The sequence below is a fragment of the Promicromonospora thailandica genome (genome assembly GCF_024171955.1).
Classification (GTDB): domain Bacteria; phylum Actinomycetota; class Actinomycetes; order Actinomycetales; family Cellulomonadaceae; genus Promicromonospora; species Promicromonospora thailandica.
Genome location: NZ_JAMTCS010000009.1, coordinates 38,038 through 55,375 on the forward strand (window position 1 = coordinate 38,038; position 17,338 = coordinate 55,375).

Genomic DNA, 17,338 nt, shown 5'->3' on the forward strand with positions numbered 1-17,338 from the left:
CGAGGCGGTCGTGGACGTGTGAGTGGATGCGTCGCGAACCCGCCTAGTCGGCGGGCCACCAGTCGAGGCAGATGCGGGGCGACGTCATGGCAGGAACGGTAGCCGGGTGCGGGCGAGGTGTCCACAGGGCGCGGGCGGTCCCGGCGGGACCACCCGCGCCCGGCCCCGTCACCGGCGCACGGTGACCTTGACCGTCGTCCAGTCCCGGGTGCCCTCGTCGTCGGTCGCGACGAGCCGCGCGGTGTACGTGCCCGGCTCGGCGTAGGTGTGCGTCGCGGCCGGACCCTGCGCCGTCGTCCCGTCGCCGAGATCCCAGGCGTAGGAGACGATCTCCCGGCCCTCCGGCGCCGCGGCGGACCCGGACAGGTCGACGGGGACGCCGGCCCGGACACCGCGGACGGGGTCGGCGGTGACGACCGGCGCCGTGTCGTCGGCGACGCCGCGGCCGTGGAACACGAGCCAGTCGAGACCGAGGTCGGCGCCGCCCTCGGGCTCGTGCCGGCTCGTGGCGACGAGGTACAGGGTGGTCTCGCCCTGCTCGCCGCGGATCCCGACCGTCGGGGAGACGACCTGCCCGGTCCCGGTCGCCGCGTCGAGGCGGACCCGGCCGAGCACGCGCCCGGTCGGGCTGCCCGTCCGCACCTCGACCGTCGCGTCGGCCGCACCGCGGACGGCGCCGACCGTGAGACCGTCGATGCCGCGCAGGTCGAGGGGGCCGAACGCGATCCAGTCGCCGTGGTCGACGTCGGTGACGAGCCGGCCGCCGCGGGCGTCCGCGCCGTCGGCCACCGTGACGCCCGAGCTGCCGGAGAAGAACTCCGCCTCCTTGTCGCGCACCTGCAGGCGGGCGGTGTCCTGCCCGGTCAGCTCCGGCACGTCCCCGGCGCCGAGGTCCTGGTAGCCCGCCCCGAGCACGGGGTAGACGTTCTGGCCCACGCCGTGGTCCGCGGGGTCGAGGAACACCGCCCCGGCGCAGCCCGTGTAGTTGTCCAGGGGGTGCGCGTGCGCGTCGTGCCCGAGCATGGTGCTCACCGTGACGCGCTCGCAGTCGATGGTGCCCGCCCCGGTGGACCCGTCCTCGGCGTCGGACACGTCGACCGAGTACTCGACGGTGTCACCGAGCTCGGCGAAGCCGCCGTGCACGGGTGCCCCGAAGGAGACGTCGGGCCGGGTGTTGCCCGCCGTGATCTTCTGCACGGAGACGCCGGTGAACCCCTCGCCGTCCGTGACCGTCAGCCGCGCGCTGAACTGGCCGCGCGTCGTGTAGGTGTGCGTGGGGGCGGCCTGCGTGGAGTCGACGACGCCGTCGTTCTCGAAGTCCCACGCGTACGTGATGTCGAGGCCGTCGGGGCTCTCGCTGGCCGCGCCGTCGAACGCGACGGTCAGCGGCTCCGGACCCGAGTCGACGTCGGCCGTGAACCGCGAGATCGGCCGGCGGCCGTCGGCGGCGTAGTCGATGCGGTAGATGCCGGCGTCGGTGTTGCTGCTGCCGCGCCCGGCGCCCGAGCCGACGCCGAAGTCGATGACGTAGAGCGAGCCGTCGGGCCCGAACTCCGCCTCGAACGGGGCCACGAACGTCTCGTCGGGCAGGAACGGGTCGATCGAGAGCAGCTCGCCGGTGGCCTCGTCGAGCGAGAGCGTGCGGTAGAAGTTGCGCGCGTACTCCGAGACGAACCACGTGCCGTCGAAGTCCGCCGGGAACTTCGTCTTCACGTCGAGGTCCGGGTCGTAGCGGTACACCGGCCCGCCCATCGGGGCCGCTCCGCCGGAGCCCATCTCGGGGAACTCCTCGGACGGCCCGTAGCCGTACCAGACCAGCGGCTCCTGCGACGGCGGCAGCTCGCGCAGCCCCGTGTTGTTGGGGGAGTCGTTGACGGGGTGGGCGCAGTCGAACGGTTCGCCCGAGACCCCGGTGGCGAAGTCGTAGTCGATGTACGCCTGGTTGTCGGCGTGGCAGTACGGCCAGCCGTGGTTGCCCGGTTCGGTCATCCGGATGAGCTCGACCTGGCCGTCGGGACCGCGCAGCGGGTCGGCGACGCGGGCGTCCGGCCCGTAGTCGCCCACCAGCACCGCCCCGGTGCCGGGGTCGACGGTGATCCGGAACGGGTTGCGGAAGCCCATGCCGTAGATCTCCGGGCGGGTGCCCTCGGTGCCCGGCGCGAACAGGTTGCCGTCCGGGACCGTGTAGGTGCCGTCGTCCTGCGGGGTGATCCGCAGGATCTTGCCGCGCAGGTCGTTCGTGTTGGCGGACGTGCCCTGCGCGTCCCAGCCCCGGCGGCCGGGCCGCTCGTCGATCGGGGTGTAGCCCTGCTGGTCGAACGGGTCGGAGTTGTCGCCGGTGGCCACGTACAGGTCGCCGTCGGGACCCATGGCGAGCGAGCCGGCCATGTGCGAGTTGGCGCGGCCCTCGCCGCGCCAGATGGTGTAGTCGAGCAGGCGCTCTTCCGACGCCGGGTCGATCGTGTCGTCGGGCCCCATCGTGAACCGCGAGAGGTTCATCCGCGCGACGTCGGGGTCGCTCCACAGCAGGTACAGCCACCCGTTGTCGGTGAAGTCCGGGTCCAGGGTCAGGCCCAGCAGGCCGTCCGACTGCGTGAGCAGGTCCAGGGAGTAGTCCAGGTCCAGGGCCGTGGTCTGGCGCAGCGTGTCCTGATCCAGCACGATCACCTGGCCCGTGCGCTGGATGTAGACGACGCGGCCGTCGTCGGCCACGTCGAGCTCGAACGGGTCGGCCAGGCCCTCGGTGACCAGGGGCACCTTGTCGAACTGGAGGTCGGCGTCGTGCGCCGTGGCGGCCGTCGTGGCGGGGACCAGGGCGCCGAGCGCGACGACCAGGCCGGTCGTCGCGGCCAGGGCCCGGCGGTGTGCCCGGCGGTGGAGTATCCAGCGGTGTGGTGCGGACATCAACACTCCCTCGTGCTGGTCGGATCGGGGTGGGGGGCGGGGCGCGCGCTCAGTAGCGCAGTGCCGACAGGTAGCCGAGGCTCGTGCACGCGGACGTCACGCCGTCCGGCGTCGGCTGGTCGTGCTCGGTGAACCCGTAGCGGACGCCGGCCGACGGGGCGGCGGCGAAGATCGCGGCGAAGTCGATGGTCCCGGCGCCGACGTCGGCGAAGGAGCCGTCCTCCGCGATGTCCTTGAGGTGCAGCAGCTCGAACCGGCCCGGGTACCGCTCGAACAGGTCCGTGGCGTGCGTGTCCGTGCTGGCCGCCCAGTACACGTCGAGCTCCATGGTCACGAACGCGGGGTTCGTCTCGCGGACCAGCACGTCGTACCCGGTGACGCCGTCCTCGGCCGTCTCGAACTCGAAACCGTGGTTGTGGTACGCGACCCGGATGCCCTCGGGCGCCAGCCGCTCGCCCGCCTCGTTCAGGAGCGCGGCCGTGCGGGAGTAGTCCTGGAGGTCCCACGCGTCCGAGCCGGACACGCGCACGTACCGCGCCCCGATCGCGTGCGCCTCGGCGGCCACCAGGTCGAGGTCGTGCTCCAGGTTCGCCAGGCTCACGCCGAGGGACGGCACCGTCAGGCCCGCCTCCCGCGTGAGCGGCGCCAGCCCGGCCGCCGGGTAGCCGTAGAAGTTGCCGGCGCTGCCCGAGGGCTCGATGTTCCGGAAGCCGCACGCGGCCAGCGCCCCGAGCGTCCCGGCGGCGTCGGTGGGCATGGTCGCGCGGACCGTGTACCCCACCAGGCCGATCGCGGACAGGTCGACCGACCGCCGCCCGGTGACCGGGTGGGGGCGGCCGACGGCGGAGCCCGCGGCGGCGCGGACCACGTCCCGGCGCTCGCCGCGGGTCAGGACCCCGTCGTGCACCAGGTCCCGGGTCACCGAGTCGACCGTCCGGACGAACCGGCCGTGCGTCGTGAACGGCGCCCCGGCCATGATCTGGTCCATGACGGTGCAGCCGCCGCCGGTGTCGCGGTTCGGCACGCCGGAGTCGGACGCGGCGCCGAACCAGACCGTGGCCGCGCTGGTCCAGCCGTAGGGGCAGGCGTCCGCCTGCGCCGTCGCGGACGGGGCCAGCAGCGGGAGCGACAGCGCGGCGGCCAGCGCGGCCGCGAGCCACTGCCGGGTCGCGCGTGGGGAACGGGTAGTGCGTTTCATCGGACGAACCTCTCCGTCGAGGGACCAGATCAGGTGGGTGGTCGGAGCCGGGTCAGCGGACGGTCAGGTGGGCCGTCGTTGTGCTCCGCCGGTAGGCCGTGTCGCCGAGGTACTCGACGGACACGGGGTGGACGCCGGGCTCCAGGCCCGTGGTCGGGAGCCGGAGCCGGGCCGGGCCACGGCCGAGCGGGGCGGTGACCGACGTGTCCCCGACGGTGACCCGGACGGTGCCCGTCGGTGCCGGGCGGCCCCTGGCCCCGGTCACCTTCACCACGGCGTGCGCGTCACGGCCCGCCTCGACCGCGGGCGGCGCGAGCCGTGCGGAGACGCCCGACGCCAGGCCCTGCCGGGTGGACTCCTGCTCGGGAAGCCGCTCGATCCAGACGTTGCGGAACCGCGGGTTGAGGCCGGGGTCGCCGTGGTCCTGCAGCCGGACGTGGCCGGGCGCCGGACCCTCCTCCCGGCCGTTGCCGGTCTTGCCGTCGATCGCCACGTCGTCGTGCACGAGCTGCCCGTTCCACCACAGGGACAGGCGCGCGTCCTCGGACTTCGTGCCGTCCGGGGCGAAGCGGGCGGCGCGGAAGACGAGGTCGTACGTCTGCCACGTGCCCATGGCGGTCGCCGCGTTCACGTCCGGGGCCTTCTTCAGGTAGACCGAGCCGGCGTCGTTCGTGGCCGGCGGGTCGATGCCGAAGGACTCCAGCACCTGCACCTCGTAGCGCTCCTGGATGTAGATGCCGCTGTTGCCGCGGGCCTGGCCCGTGACGTCGTCCGCGTGCTCCGGCTGGTACCACTCGGCGTGCATCCGGAAGTCGCCGAACGTCTCCTTCGTGCGGATGTCGCCGCCGAAGGACTCCATGGAGCCGTCCGCCACCGGCCACGTCGCGGGCCCGCCGCCCACCTTCTCCCAGGCGTCGAGGTCGCCGCCGTCGAACAGCGGGACGCGCTGCGTGGGAGTGACCGTCAGGCTGTCGAGGTTGACGTGTCCCACGTCGTCGGCGTCGTACGCGTAGGCGATCGTGTTGGCACCCTCCCTCAGCTCGACGGTCTCCGACTGGGTCGCCCACGTGGACCAGCTCACGGTGCTGTCGAGCCACACCTGCTTCTGCTTCACGCCGTTGACGTACAGGCTCATCGACCGCGGCACCGGGCTCGGGTCGGAGTTCTGGCCGCTCGCGTAGCGCAGCGCTAGATCGTGCGGCCCCGCCTCGTCGGTGCGGACGGCGAACGTGGTGCGCGCGCCCGGCTCCCAGTTGCGGTCGACGAACCCGGCGCCCGAGTACCCGGGGTGGTTGGTGTTCCAGCCGGCCCCGCCCGAGAGGTCCGCGGCCTCGGCCTCGTAGACCGGCGGCGGGGTGGACCCGTCCGGCAGCCGGCTGAGCGTGTACCAGGCCTCGGTGCTCCACAGCTGCGTGCCGTCCTCGGCAGTGAACGGCTCCGGGGCGTGCGGGGAGTGCACGTGGACCACGCGGCCGGGGCGCAGTCCGTCGATCCCGAGCGTGACCGTGCGGCGGTCCTGCGACAGGGTGGCCGAGGTGACCTCGAGGGTCTCCTCGTCGACCTTGGGCCCGCCGTACTGCGGTGTCGACACGTAGCGCCACTGGGCCACCGCGTACCTCTGCGCCAGGTCCTGCGCGGTCTCGTCCGACAGCGGCTTGGTGTACTCGATCTCGAACCCGCCGTCCACGGCGCGCATCTCCAGCATGTCGAACGCGCGGCTCTCGTCGAAGGTGAGCCTCTGCAGGCCGTAGCCGAGCTTCCCGGCCTGGCCCCAGTTGCCCGACCAGCCGATGCCGCCCACGTAGACGGAGCCGTCCGGGCCCACGCTCGTGCGGCTCACGCCCGACTCCAGGCCCTGCGTCATGCGGAACACGGCGCCCTGCTCCTGGCCCGCGACGTCCTCCAGGTAGACGCGCTGCAGGCCGCCGTACGTGACGTCACCGATCGCCATCTGCCCGGCGAACACGCCCTCGGTGAGGATCACGGGGTTGCTCGGCGAGTTCGAGATCTCGCCGTGCGGCATCCACAGCACCGGCTCGGTCACGGGCTGGTCGTCGTACGGGCCGTCCGGGTTGGTGTAGTGGTTCCAGAACGCGCCCTCCTGCACGCGCACCAGCTTCGACGTCGGCACGTGCATGCCCTGGTTGTCGGTGACGTACATGCCGCCGTCCGCGCCGAAGCCGAGGCCGTTCGGGGTGCGCAGGCCGCCCGCGAGGTACTCGACCTCGCCGGTGTCCTCGTCGATCTTGAGCACCGAGCCGCGGTTCTCCACGAGCTGCGGGTCGCGCGTGGCACCGCCGGGCACCATCGCGATGCCCGTGGTGACGTAGAAGTAGCCGTCCTCGTACAGCAGGCCGAACGCGAACTCGTGGTAGTTGCCGCCGAACGGCCACGTCGCCACCTGGCGGTACTCGTCGGTGACCTCGTCGCCGTCGGTGTCCACGAGCTCGGTCAGGCCGTGCTTCTCGGAGACGTAGATCCGGCCGTCGACCACCGTCAGGCCCATCGGTTCCTGGAGCTCCTCGGCGATCTTCGTGTACGTCACGTCCTCGGCGCCTCCGCCGCCCGTCACGTTCTCCACGAGGTAGACCTCGCCGAGCACGGTCTCGCGGTCGCCACCCCAGGTGGCGATGGCCATGCGGCCGTCGGGCAGCCAGTCCATGCCGGTGACCTGCGGCTCGAAGCCGTCCGGGCGCAGGTTCGTGAGCGTGTAGTCGGGGTGCACCTCGGTCAGCGGCAGGCCGTCGCCCGGCGACTCGGTGACGCCCTCGCACTGCTTGCGTCCCGGCGAGGTGACGCGCGTGACGTCGGCATCGGTGCTCAGCACCGTGCTCGGCACCACGGCGAACTCGTCGGCGCCCGGCGGGCGCCACTCCAGGGTGAGCCGCTGGTCGAAGTCGCCGTCGAAGTGGTCGATGCGCAGGGCGTGGTAGCCGGCCTCCAGGTCGGCCGACCCGTCCTTGGGCGTGGCCCCGTGCTTGCCCGGGTGGTCCACCACCAGGGTGTCGTCCAGCAGCAGTCGTCCGCCGTCGTCGCTCGTGAGCCGGAACTCGTGGGCGCCCGCCTCGGGCACGTTCAGGTAGCCGGTCACCTCGGTGACGAACCGGTCGGTCAGGCCGAAGTCCTCGGGCGTGCGCCAGTCGATCGTGGGCATCAGCCGGTCGACGTTCGGGGTCTGGCCCGGCTTGAGCGTGCAGTAGTCCTCCAGCGGCACCTGCACGTCGAAGACGCGCATCGTGACGCCGGGCTCCTGCGGCCGGGTCGGGTCGGTCGCCGCGTGCGCTGTGCCCAGGGTGCCGGCCTGGGCCGGGAGCACGGTGAGCGGTAGGGCGAGTGCGCCGAGCATCGCGGCGAGCATGCGGTGGGGCGATCTGCGTTCCGGCCTGCGTTCCGGTCTGCTGTCCATGGGCCTGCCTCTCCGTCGAGGACCTTGCCTGCCGCCCGTCACTATGCGGCGGGCGCAGACCCCGGACAACGAGTTGCCACTTGTTGCCCCTGCCCAGGCGAGCCCCAGGCGCCGCCCAGCAGGACCCTCAGCCGCGCCGCGCGGTCGAGCCCCGCTCGACGAGCTTGGCCGGCAGCAGGGCGGGCACCGAGAGGGCGGGTGACAGGGTCGGGGACGGGTTGCGCAGCTGGTTCAGCAGCCGCTGGACGGCGAACGTGCCGAAGTGGCGCAGCGGTGCGGCGACGGTCGTCAGGGGCGGGGTGCAGAAGTCGGAGCCGAAGATGTTGTCGAAGCCGACCACGCTCACCTCGCGGGGGATGTCCACGCCCAGCCGGGTCAGCCCTCGCATGGCGCCGATCGCGACCAGGTCGTTGTACGCGACGGTCGCCGTCGCGGAGTGCGTGGTGAGCGCCTGGGCGGCCGAGAGGCCGCCGGCCAGCGTCGGCGCGAACGGGCCGAGCCGCCGGGCCCGCAGGCCGAGCTCCTGGGTCGCCTCGCGGAACGCGCGCCAGCGCATGCCGTCCGCCCACGACGCCTCCGGTCCGGCGAGATACGTGAGCCGGGTGTGCCCGAGACCGGCCAGGTGCTCGACGGCGCGACGCATGCCCTGGGCGTTGTCGGTGATCACGCTCGGCACGTCCGTGACCACGCGGTTCATCACGACCGTCGGACGCTGCTTGGCCACGGCGCGGATGGCGGAGTCCGAGAGCCGGGACGTGGCGAGCACGACGCCCTCGACCAGCGGCAGCGTGCGCTCCAGGGCCCGTCGCTCCGCACCGCCGGACTCGTGCGCGTCCACGACCAGCAGCGTGTAGCCCGAGTCGATGGCGGTCTTCTCGGCGCTGCGGATGATCTCGAAGAAGAACGGGTTGGTGAGGTCGGCCACGACGATCGCCAGCAGCGCGGTGCGCCCGTCGGGCAGCCCGCGGCCGATCGGGCTGGTGCGGTAACCGAGCTCGTGCGCGACCCGGCGGATGCGCTCGGCCGTCTCGGCGTTGACCCGCCCGGGGCGGGAGAACGCCCGCGAGACGGTCGAGGGAGCGACGCCGGCCACCCGGGCGACGTCGTAGATGGTCGGTCTGGCGTGAGAGGTCCCTGTTTCCCCGATTTCCCCAGTTTCGCCCATGCGCGGCGAGCGTACGTCGCGCGCCGGTGCGCGGCAACCATGTGCCGTGAACCCCATGGGTAGCGGCAGATCTTTGCCTGCCCGGCAAGAGGTGGCAACACCTTGACTGCTCAGGAGGGGCACCCTCGAATGACTGCATGACGACGCCCACCGACCCGCTCGACGCGCCGGCCGACGAGGCGGTCCAGGTCGAGGCCGCGGAGAGCGAGCTGCGGCGCCTCGGCCTCGACGACATCCGCGTGCGCCACCACGGCGACCTGGCGCGCCTCGAGGCGCCCCACCACGACCTGGCAGGCATGGCGGCCGAGCCCCTGCGCGGCGAGGTGCTCCGCGCCGTCCGCTCGGCGGGCTTCCGCTCGGTGGCCGTCGACCTGGAGCCCGTCGCCGACCCGCTCGACGGCTGACCGGGCGCCGCGGCAACCCGGTGCCGCCGTCGGCTCGCGGGGCCCGGCGCGGCGGCGGGGCAACAAGTGGCAACTCGTTGTCGGGCACCGGTGCGGCTCATAGTGTCCGTTCGTGACACGCAGCCCCACCGGCGGGGCTGCTGACCTGCTCTCCCGACCGGCGCTTCCCGGACGACGACGTCCGGCGCGCCCTGACCCGCTGCCCCACGCACGGTGACCCGGACCACGACCCGGAAAGAGCGAGCTATGGAGGAACCCGCCATGGTGACCACCCAGGAGGCCCGGCCCACGCCGCCGTCCGCCCGCGGGCCGCGGCCCCGGACCACCAGGGCGGCCGGGACGCCCGGGAGCAGGGCGCTCACGCTGCTCGCCGAGTCCTGGCGGCCTGTCGCGGTGCTGCTGGCGCTCTTCGCGCTCTGGTGGTTCGTGGCGTGGCGCGAGCTGGTCCCCGCCTACCTGGTGCCGTCACCCGGTGCCGTGGCGGAGACGATGGCGGCGGACTGGGCGATGCTGCTGGAGCACACGTGGGTGACCACGCTGGAGACGATCGTCGGGTTCGTGCTCGCGGCCGTGATCGGGGTGGCGGCGGCCGTGCTGCTCGTCTACTCCCGCACGGCCGAGAAGTCCCTGTACCCCCTCATCCTCTTCGCCCAGGTCATCCCCAAGATCGCCATCGCGCCGATCCTCGTGGTCTGGTTCGGGTTCGGCATGACGCCGAAGATCGTCCTGGCCGTGCTCATCGCCTTCTTCCCGGTCGTCGTCTCGGCCGTGGCCGGGCTGCGGTCGGTCGACCCGGAACTGCTGGAGATGTCCGCGACCATGGGCGCCTCCCGCTGGAAGACGTTCCGCAAGATCCGGTTCCCCGGGGCCCTGCCGCAGCTCATGTCGGGCCTCAAGGTCGCGGTCACGCTCGCCGTGGTGGGCGCCGTCGTCGGCGAGTTCGTCGGGGCCGACCGCGGCCTCGGGTACGTGCTGCTGCTCGCCAGCGGCAACCTCGACGCGCCGCTGCTGTTCGCCGACCTGATCCTCATGTCGCTCATCGGCGTGGTCCTGTTCGTGCTGGTCGAGGTGCTCGAACGCCTCCTCATCCCGTGGCACGCGTCGCGGCGCGGCAACCTCGCGCTCGCGACGGTCTGACGGCTCGCGCCCCACTCGTACCTCCTGCCGTCACCGTGGCGGCCCGACCAGAAAGGCTCTCCCATGCGTGATGCGACGAAGCAGAGGCGTGGCGGCAGGATGACGGCGTCGCTGGCCGTGGCGGGCGTCGCCCTGGCGACGGTCGCGGCCTGCGGGCAGACCGCCGGTGGTGCCCCGGGCGAGACGAACGCCGAGGGCCTGAGCGAGGTCACCGTGACCCTGAACTGGGTGCCGTACGGAGAGCACGCGCCGTTCTACCTGGGCGTGGCCGAGGGGATCTTCGAGGACGAGGGGATCGACCTGACGATCCAGCCCGGCAACGGCTCGGGCAACACGGTGCAGCAGGTCGCGCAGCGCAACACGGACTTCGGCTGGGCGGACACGCCGCCCCTGGCGAACGGCATCAGCTCGGGCATGCCGGTGCGCAGCGTCGGCGTCTTCCTGCAGACCGGCCCCAGCTCGGTCGAGTTCTTCGACGACCAGGGCATCACCGAGCCCGCCGACCTCGTCGGCAAGACCGTGGGCGGCACGCCCGGCGACGCGATGTACGGCACGTTCCCGGCGTGGCTGGAGATCAACGGCGTGGACCCCGACGACGTCACCGTGGTCAACGTCGACGCCGCGGGCAAGATCGCCGCGCTGATCGAGGGCAAGGTCGACGCGATCCAGGGGTTCTACCACGACCAGTCGGCGACCATCGAGAACCAGACGGGCAAGGAGGTCTCCGCGCTGCCGTTCGCCGACTTCGGCATGAACATGCTCGGCACCGGCCTGCTGGCCCACGAGTCGACCATCGACAGCGACCCGGAGCTGGTCCAGGCGATGGTGCGGGCGACGTCGAAGGCGTTCCTCGCGGCGGCCGAGGACCCGGACGCGGCGGTCGCCGCGATGGCGGCCGACGCCGAGCAGGCCCCCGACGAGGAGGTGCTCGCCGCGCAGCTCGAGGCGACCATCGGCCTGCTCAACCTCGAGGAGGCGCCGGCGCCCGGCGTCAACACCGAGCAGCAGTGGGCCGACACGCTGACGTTCCTGACCGAGAACACCGAGTTCGAGGGGGAGCCGACGCCGGACGCCTACTGGGAGCCGTCCTTCGGGGAGGACCTGTGACCGCCACGACCGGGCACGACATCCCTGCCCGGGCGGCGGGCACCGAGCCGATCATCGAGATCGCGCACCTCACCCGGCGCTTCACGTCCCGGCGCTCGGAGACCGTCGCGCTCGACGACGTCTCGCTGTCCGTGCGGCCCGGAGAGTTCGTGACGATCGCGGGGCCCTCGGGCTGCGGCAAGTCGACGCTGCTCAAGGTCGTCGCGGGCCTCACGCGCGCCACCGAGGGCGACGTGCGCCTGTACGGGAAGCCGGTCACCGGGCCGCAGCGCGAGATCGGCTTCGCCTTCCAGCGCTCGGCCCTGCTCGAGTGGCGGGGCGTGCGCAAGAACATCCTGCTGCAGGCCGAGATGCGGGGGATGGACCGCCGTCGGGCCGAGGAGCGGGCCGACCACCTCATCGCGCTCACCGGCCTGACCGGGTTCGAGAGGGCCCTGCCGCACGAGCTGTCCGGGGGCATGCAGCAGCGCGTCGCGCTGTGTCGCGCCCTGCTGCACGAGCCGCGCGTGCTGCTCATGGACGAGCCGTTCGGCGCGCTCGACGCGCTCACCCGCGAGCAGATGAACATCGAGATGAACCGCATCTGGCGGGAGACCGGCACCACGGTGGTGCTCGTGACCCACTCCGTGCCGGAGGCGGTGTACCTGGGCAGCCGGATCGTCGTCATGAGCCCGCGCCCGGGCCGCATCGTCGAGACGCTCGAACCGGGCCTGCCGGACCGCCGCGAGTACGGCCCCACGCTCGCCGACCCGCGCTTCACGGCGGCGGCCGAGCGCCTGCGCGACCTGCTCGGCGCGAGCCATGCCCCCGAATGACCGCCCGGGCGGGCTCGGGGTGGGGATCGTGGGGATGGGCGGGATCGGGGTCCTGCACGCCCGGGCGGTGGCCGAGCTGGCCGGGCGGGCCCGGCTCGTCGCGTTCAGCGGCGCCGGGACGCCGGGCGTGCCCGGGGCGGTACGGCTCGCGCCCCAGGAGGTGATCACCCACCCGGACGTCGACGTCGTGGCGGTCTGCACCCCGAGCGGAACCCACGCGGCGCTCACGCTGACCGCCCTGGAGGCCGGCCGGCACGTGGTGGTCGAGAAGCCGCTCGCGCTGGGAACCGGCGACGCGCTGCGGGTCGCCCGCACCGCGCACGACCGGGGCCGCACCGTCTCGATGATCGCCCAGCGGCGCCTGGAACCCGGGCACGTGGCGCTCCGGCGCGCGCTCGACGCCGGCGCGCTGGGCGAGCTGCGCCTCGTGACGGCCCACCTGCACTGGCACCGCGACGACGCCTACTACCGCACGGCCGGATGGCGCTCGGCCGCCGACCAGGGCGGCGGGTCCCTGATGAACCAGGGCGTGCACACCGTGGACCTGCTGCGCTGGCTGTGCGGCCCGGTCGAGTCCGTGACGGCGCAGTCCGGCACGCTCGCGCACGCCATCGCGGCCGAGGACACGACGGCCGCGACCCTCCGGTTCGCGTCCGGGGCGCTCGGCGTGCTGACGACGACGACGGCGACGCCGCCCGGCTTCCCGGCCACGATCGCGCTGTACGGCGCGCGGGGGTCGGTCGAGCTGGGCCAGGGCGAGGTGCTCCGCTGGGACGTGCCGGGCGTGCCCCCGCCGCCGGCGGGCTCACGGGCCAGCGGCGCCGCCGACCCGCTCGCGATCGGCCACGCCGGGCACCTGGCCCAGTGGACCCGTGTCGTCGACGCCCTGGAGGCGGGCGCGCCGGTCCCCGTCGGCGTCGACGACGCCGTCGAGACGGTGCGCCTCCTGTGCGCGATCGAGGAGGCCGCGGCCACGGGGCGGCAGGTCCACCCGGGCTCGCTGTGATCCTCCCCTCGAGGTCGGCACGTCGTGGCGAGGTCGGCACAGGCCTGGACCGACCTCGCCACGACGTGCCGACCTCGACGCCGACCCCTCAGGTGGCCATGGCCTGGTCCATCCTGTGCAGGAGCTCCGTGGCGCGGCCGCCGCCGGGCCGCCGGTGACGCCGGTGCTCACGGGCGCCGGGCAACGGGCCACGGGCACGGCGTCTCAGGCACTGTCGTCCGTGGCCCGTGCCGCGATCGAGGTGCTGGCCGGCGACCTCGCGGCGAGCCCGATGAAGGAGTGCGGGCGTCCGGACTGCACCCGCGTCTACCTGGACCGCTCGCGCGGGCACCGCAGGACGTGGTGCGGCATGGAGGAGTGCGGCAACCGGGTCAAGGCCGCGGCGTACCGGCGCCGGCTGAAGGAGCGCGCGGGGGAGTGATCCTCCGCGGCGTCAGAGCCGGTCGAAGGGTGCGGCGTACCGGAACGGGGCCGCGTACGCCGCGTCCCACGCGGTCAGGGCGCGGGCCTGGAAGTAGTCCCCCCAGGCCGGGTCGGGCGCCTCGATGCCGAGGTCGCGGGCGGGACCGAACCCGAACCGGGAGTAGAGCGCCGGGTCGCCGAGCAGCACCACGACGGGCTCGCCCAGCGCGTCGGCCGCGCCCAGGACGGCGTGCACCAGGGCCGAGCCGACGCCGCGCCCCTGGTGCGCGGGGTGCACGCTGAGCGGTCCGAGGCCGAGCGCCGGCCGGTCCGCGAGCCGCCCCCGGGTGGCGACGACGTGCCCGACGACCGCGCTGTCCACCGGTGTCTCCTGCGCCACCAGGGACAGCTCCGGCACCCAGCCCTTGTCCTCACGCAGCCAGCCCACCAGCGTGGCCTCGCCCGGCACGCCGTCCGGCTCGACCGGGGGAGCCGAGTGCGCGACGCCGGCGAAGGCCGCCGCCGTGACCGCCCGGATCGCCGGGACGTCGGACGGGCGCTCCTGCCTGATCAGCATGGCGTCACTCTCGGCCCTCGCCCTCGGGGGATCAACTCATTTCCCGGCGGCTCCGGGTGGCACTCGTCGAGGTCGGCACGTCGTGGCGAGGTCGGCACAGGCCTGTGCCGACCTCGCCACGACGTGCCGACCTGGGTGGACGGCGTCGGCCGGGACGCACCCGTCAGGGCACCGCCGGCGCGGGGGGCGTCCGGGCGAGGTCGTCGAGGGCGCGCCGGAAGCCCGCCTCGCCGACCACGGGGATGCCGTAGGCGTCGGCCTTGCGGGCCTTCCCGGACATCGAGTCGGGGTCGGCGGCGACCACCAGGCGCACCCGCTTCGTGACGGCGGGGTGCGGGACGAGCCCGGCCGCGGCCGCCCGGCGCTGCCAGACGTCGCGCGGCTCGTCCATCGCCCCGGTGAAGACGACCAGGTCACCGGGGCGGAGCACGAACCGGCCGGGGTGCCCGGGGCCCGCACCGGAGCCGGTCGGCAGGGCGGGCGCGGACCGGTCCAGGATGCTGCCGGCATCCGCGGCCGGGACCTCGAGCAGGGCGGCGACGGCCCGGTAGTCGGTCACCCGCGCCGGGTCGAGCACGCCGTCGGACCAGGCCGCCGCCGCGAGGCCGGCGAGGTACTCCCGGTGCAGTGCGTCGGCCTCGGTGCGGCCGATGCCGAGCCGCGCGCACAGGCCGGCGAGCTGGTCGTGCTCGCGGGCCGAGATGTGCCGGTCGAGCAGGGCCCGGTCGACGAGCTCGAGGTACACCTCCTGCGCCGAGGTGGTGGCCGGCGAGTCCCGGGCCGGAGTGAGCCGCGCGAGGAAGTGCGTGTCCCGCTCGGCCGCGACGCCGCGCCGGACCGGCGCGGCCCCGGCGGCGGGGATCACCGGCCAGGGCGTGGTGGCGGCGAGCTCGACGACGTCGTCCCAGTCCGCCACGGCACGGCGTGCGCCGCCGGTGAGGTACACCCGCAGCAGCTCCGCCGCGGCCCGCGCGTCGGACAGGGCCTCGTGCGCGGAGTCCAGGGTGATGCCGTGGTGCAGGCAGGCGCCCGCCAGGGACCGGGGCGCGGCGGGGAAGAGCTGCGCACCCGTGCGCATGGTGCACAGCGTGGTGGGTTCGATGAGCGGCACGTCGTACCCGAGGGCGGCGAACGCGTGCCAGACGAACCGGCGGTCGAACTGCGCGTTGTGCGCCACGAAGGTGCGTCCGCGGAGCCGGTCCGCGACGTGCCCGGCGACGTCGGCGAACGCCGGGGCGTGCCGGACGTCCGCGGCGCTGATGCCGTGGATCTGCTGCGGGCCGAGGTCGCGCCCCGGGTCGACGAGCGTCGTCCAGGTGTCCTCGACCCGACCGTCAGGGTCCACCCGGACGATCGCGATCTCCGCGATCCGGTCGTGCCCGCCGGGGAACAGCCCGGTGGTCTCGACGTCCACGACGGCGTACCCGGTCACGCATGCTCCCTCTCGGCGGCGGCTGGACCGGGACATCGTCGCAGGCCCAGCCGGTCGCACGGCGGATGCGCCGTGGTCGGGCGCGCCGGGTCAGCCGACCTGCGCGGGTGGAGGCGCGCGTGGTGCGCACCGAACGGTCCGGGGCCAGGCGCCGCAGCACCGAGGTAGTCCTGGGGGGCGATGAGTTCGTGACGTGGCCGCCGTCTGCCCGGGGGAGTCCGTTCTCAGACCGGGAGACCCCATGAAGCTGCTGCTCACGTCCGCCGGTGTCCGGAACCCGAGCATCGAGGCGGCACTGACCCGCCTGCTCGGGCGGCCGGTCGCCGAGTGCACCGCCCTGTGCGTCCCTACCGCCCTCTACGGCCACCCGTGGGTCGGCCCGGGGCGCAACGCACGGGACTTCGTCACCGGGCGGTCGGACGATCTGACGGGCCTGGGCTGGACGTCGGTCGGCCTCCTCGAGCTGACCGCCCTGCCGAGCATCCCCCGGGAGCGCTGGGTCCCGCTCGTGCAGGAGACGGACGTCCTGCTCGTGGCGGGCGGGGACGCCCTCTACCTCGCCCACTGGATGCGGCAGTCCGGCCTGGCGGACCTGCTGCCGTCGCTGGAGCGCACCGTCTGGGTCGGCATGAGCGCCGGCAGCATGGTGCTCACGCCGCGCGTCGGGGACGACTTCGTCGGCTGGGAGCGGCCGGACGACGGCGGCGACACCGCGCTCGGCGTCGTCGACTTCTCGATCTTCCCGCACCTGGACCACCCGGACCTGCCGTCGAACACTCTGCCGGCGGCCGAGCGGTGGGCCGCAGGCATCGGCGGGCCCGCCTACGCGATCGACGACGAGACGGCGATCGTCGTCGAAAAACCCGGGGGCCACGCCGAGGTGGTGTCGGAGGGGATGTGGCACCGGCTCCGCTGAGCTGCCGTGCTCCCGCACCCAGCGGTCGGCCGGGCCCCTGCAGCGGGTAGGCGGGTCGCCGGCTGGGCCGCCCCGACCTACGGTGGCAGACTCACCGCGTGAGCCGCCCCGACCGAACGGCCCCTCCCCGGCGCGTGGCGTCCGTCCTGTGGGTGGCCCTCGGCATCGTCCTGGTGGTCGACGCCCTGGTCGTGCTCCGCGTGACGACCCTGCACACCGGCATCGTCGTGGCATTCGCGCTCGGGCTCCTGTACCTGGCCCACGGCGTCTCGCGGCGGCGGGTCCGGTGGCTGCGGATCCTCGTCCCGGCCGGCACGGCGCTGCTCGTCGCGCTCTCCGCCGCGCTCGCGGTCGTCGGCAGCAGGGACACCGCCACGGGGGACGAGGACGCCGTCGTCGTGCTCGGGACGCTGGTGAAGGACGGCGAGCCGACGCCCGCCCTGCGCGCCCGGCTGGACACGGCGGCCGGGTATGCCGCGGCGAACCCGGCCGCCGTCGTCGTGGTCGCCGGCGGGCGCGCGCCCGGCGAGGACGTCACCGAGGCGCTCGCGATGCAGCGGTACCTCGTCGCGCGCGGCGTCGCGGAGCACCGGATCGTCCGGGAGGGCACGTCGACCAGCACGTCCGAGAACTTCACGCACGCGAAGGAGCTGCTCGACGCGCGCCTCGGCACCCGGTACACGGCGGCGTTCGTCACGAACGAGTACCACGTGGTCCGGGCTGCAGGGATCGCGGCCGAGGCAGGCGTGGACGCCACGCACCTGCACGCGCGCACGCCCTGGTACGAGGTACCCGTCGACTACGTGCGAGAGGCGCTCGCGCTCGGCAAGTTCGTGCTGCTGCGGCGCTGACCCGAGGCACCCGGCCGA

Annotated in this window: 14 protein-coding genes; 8 read left to right on the forward strand and 6 right to left on the reverse strand. The window is 74.0% G+C overall.

All coding sequences use genetic code 11. From position 1 onward, the window contains the following. Nucleotides 1–168 precede the first annotated feature (168 nt). From APR03_RS15105 to APR03_RS15120, 4 genes are all read right to left on the reverse strand, one after another. On the reverse strand, nucleotides 169–2,904 hold the full coding sequence (locus tag APR03_RS15105) for a PKD domain-containing protein (protein WP_253836914.1): 2,736 nt from the start codon (nucleotides 2,902–2,904) through the stop codon (nucleotides 169–171). 49 nt (nucleotides 2,905–2,953) lie between these two features. Further along, a complete protein-coding gene (locus tag APR03_RS15110; protein ID WP_253836915.1) occupies nucleotides 2,954–4,102 on the reverse strand; it encodes a sugar phosphate isomerase/epimerase family protein in 1,149 nt (382 codons plus the stop codon). Nucleotides 4,103–4,154: 52 nt separating this feature from the next. Then, nucleotides 4,155–7,508 (reverse strand): 3-keto-alpha-glucoside-1,2-lyase-like domain-containing protein, encoded by a 3,354-nt coding sequence (locus APR03_RS15115; protein ID WP_253836916.1) that lies wholly within the window; start codon nucleotides 7,506–7,508, stop codon nucleotides 4,155–4,157. A gap of 127 nt (nucleotides 7,509–7,635) precedes the next feature. Continuing rightward, nucleotides 7,636–8,673, reverse strand: a complete 1,038-nt coding sequence (locus APR03_RS15120; protein ID WP_275977585.1) for a LacI family DNA-binding transcriptional regulator — start codon at nucleotides 8,671–8,673, stop codon at nucleotides 7,636–7,638. Between the two features lie 137 nt (nucleotides 8,674–8,810). Between APR03_RS15120 and APR03_RS15125 the strand changes: the two genes are divergently transcribed. The 6 genes from APR03_RS15125 to APR03_RS25280 all read left to right on the forward strand — a co-directional run bounded on the left by APR03_RS15125 (nucleotide 8,811) and on the right by APR03_RS25280 (nucleotide 13,563). Then, the gene (locus APR03_RS15125) at nucleotides 8,811–9,077 is read left to right on the forward strand and encodes an adenine nucleotide alpha-hydrolase family protein (RefSeq protein ID WP_253836918.1); all 267 of its coding nucleotides are present in this window, start codon (nucleotides 8,811–8,813) and stop codon (nucleotides 9,075–9,077) included. Between the two features lie 261 nt (nucleotides 9,078–9,338). Continuing rightward, nucleotides 9,339–10,214 carry an ABC transporter permease gene (locus APR03_RS15130; RefSeq protein WP_253836919.1) on the forward strand — a complete coding sequence of 292 codons (876 nt, stop codon included), beginning with the start codon at nucleotides 9,339–9,341 and terminating at the stop codon, nucleotides 10,212–10,214. Between the two features lie 63 nt (nucleotides 10,215–10,277). Then, nucleotides 10,278–11,321, forward strand: a complete 1,044-nt coding sequence (locus APR03_RS15135) for an ABC transporter substrate-binding protein (protein WP_253836921.1) — start codon at nucleotides 10,278–10,280, stop codon at nucleotides 11,319–11,321. Continuing rightward, nucleotides 11,318–12,136: an ABC transporter ATP-binding protein gene (locus APR03_RS15140; protein WP_253836923.1), complete on the forward strand. Its 819-nt coding sequence runs from the start codon at nucleotides 11,318–11,320 to the stop codon at nucleotides 12,134–12,136. The genes APR03_RS15135 and APR03_RS15140 overlap by 4 nt, the downstream gene beginning before the upstream one ends. Then, entirely contained in the window at nucleotides 12,123–13,142 is a 1,020-nt protein-coding gene (locus tag APR03_RS15145; protein WP_253836925.1) for a Gfo/Idh/MocA family protein, read from the forward strand. The genes APR03_RS15140 and APR03_RS15145 overlap by 14 nt, the downstream gene beginning before the upstream one ends. Before the next feature lie 115 nt (nucleotides 13,143–13,257). Continuing rightward, nucleotides 13,258–13,563, forward strand: coding sequence for a CGNR zinc finger domain-containing protein (locus APR03_RS25280; RefSeq protein WP_253836927.1), 306 nt, complete (start codon nucleotides 13,258–13,260; stop codon nucleotides 13,561–13,563). Nucleotides 13,564–13,575: 12 nt separating this feature from the next. On the opposite strand, the gene APR03_RS15155 is transcribed toward APR03_RS25280, so the two are convergent. Both APR03_RS15155 and APR03_RS15160 read right to left on the reverse strand, forming a co-directional pair. Beyond that, a complete protein-coding gene (locus APR03_RS15155; RefSeq protein WP_253836929.1) occupies nucleotides 13,576–14,121 on the reverse strand; it encodes a GNAT family N-acetyltransferase in 546 nt (181 codons plus the stop codon). A gap of 163 nt (nucleotides 14,122–14,284) precedes the next feature. Next, nucleotides 14,285–15,553: an exonuclease domain-containing protein gene (locus tag APR03_RS15160; RefSeq protein ID WP_253836931.1), complete on the reverse strand. Its 1,269-nt coding sequence runs from the start codon at nucleotides 15,551–15,553 to the stop codon at nucleotides 14,285–14,287. Between the two features lie 241 nt (nucleotides 15,554–15,794). Here APR03_RS15160 and APR03_RS15165 point away from each other — a divergent pair, with 241 nt between their 5' ends. Together APR03_RS15165 and APR03_RS15170 are read left to right on the forward strand one after the other, a co-directional pair. Beyond that, entirely contained in the window at nucleotides 15,795–16,469 is a 675-nt protein-coding gene (locus APR03_RS15165) for a Type 1 glutamine amidotransferase-like domain-containing protein (protein ID WP_253836933.1), read from the forward strand. A 98-nt stretch (nucleotides 16,470–16,567) separates the two neighbouring features. After that, the gene (locus APR03_RS15170; RefSeq protein ID WP_253836935.1) at nucleotides 16,568–17,320 is read left to right on the forward strand and encodes a YdcF family protein; all 753 of its coding nucleotides are present in this window, start codon (nucleotides 16,568–16,570) and stop codon (nucleotides 17,318–17,320) included. Nucleotides 17,321–17,338: the final 18 nt, after the last annotated feature.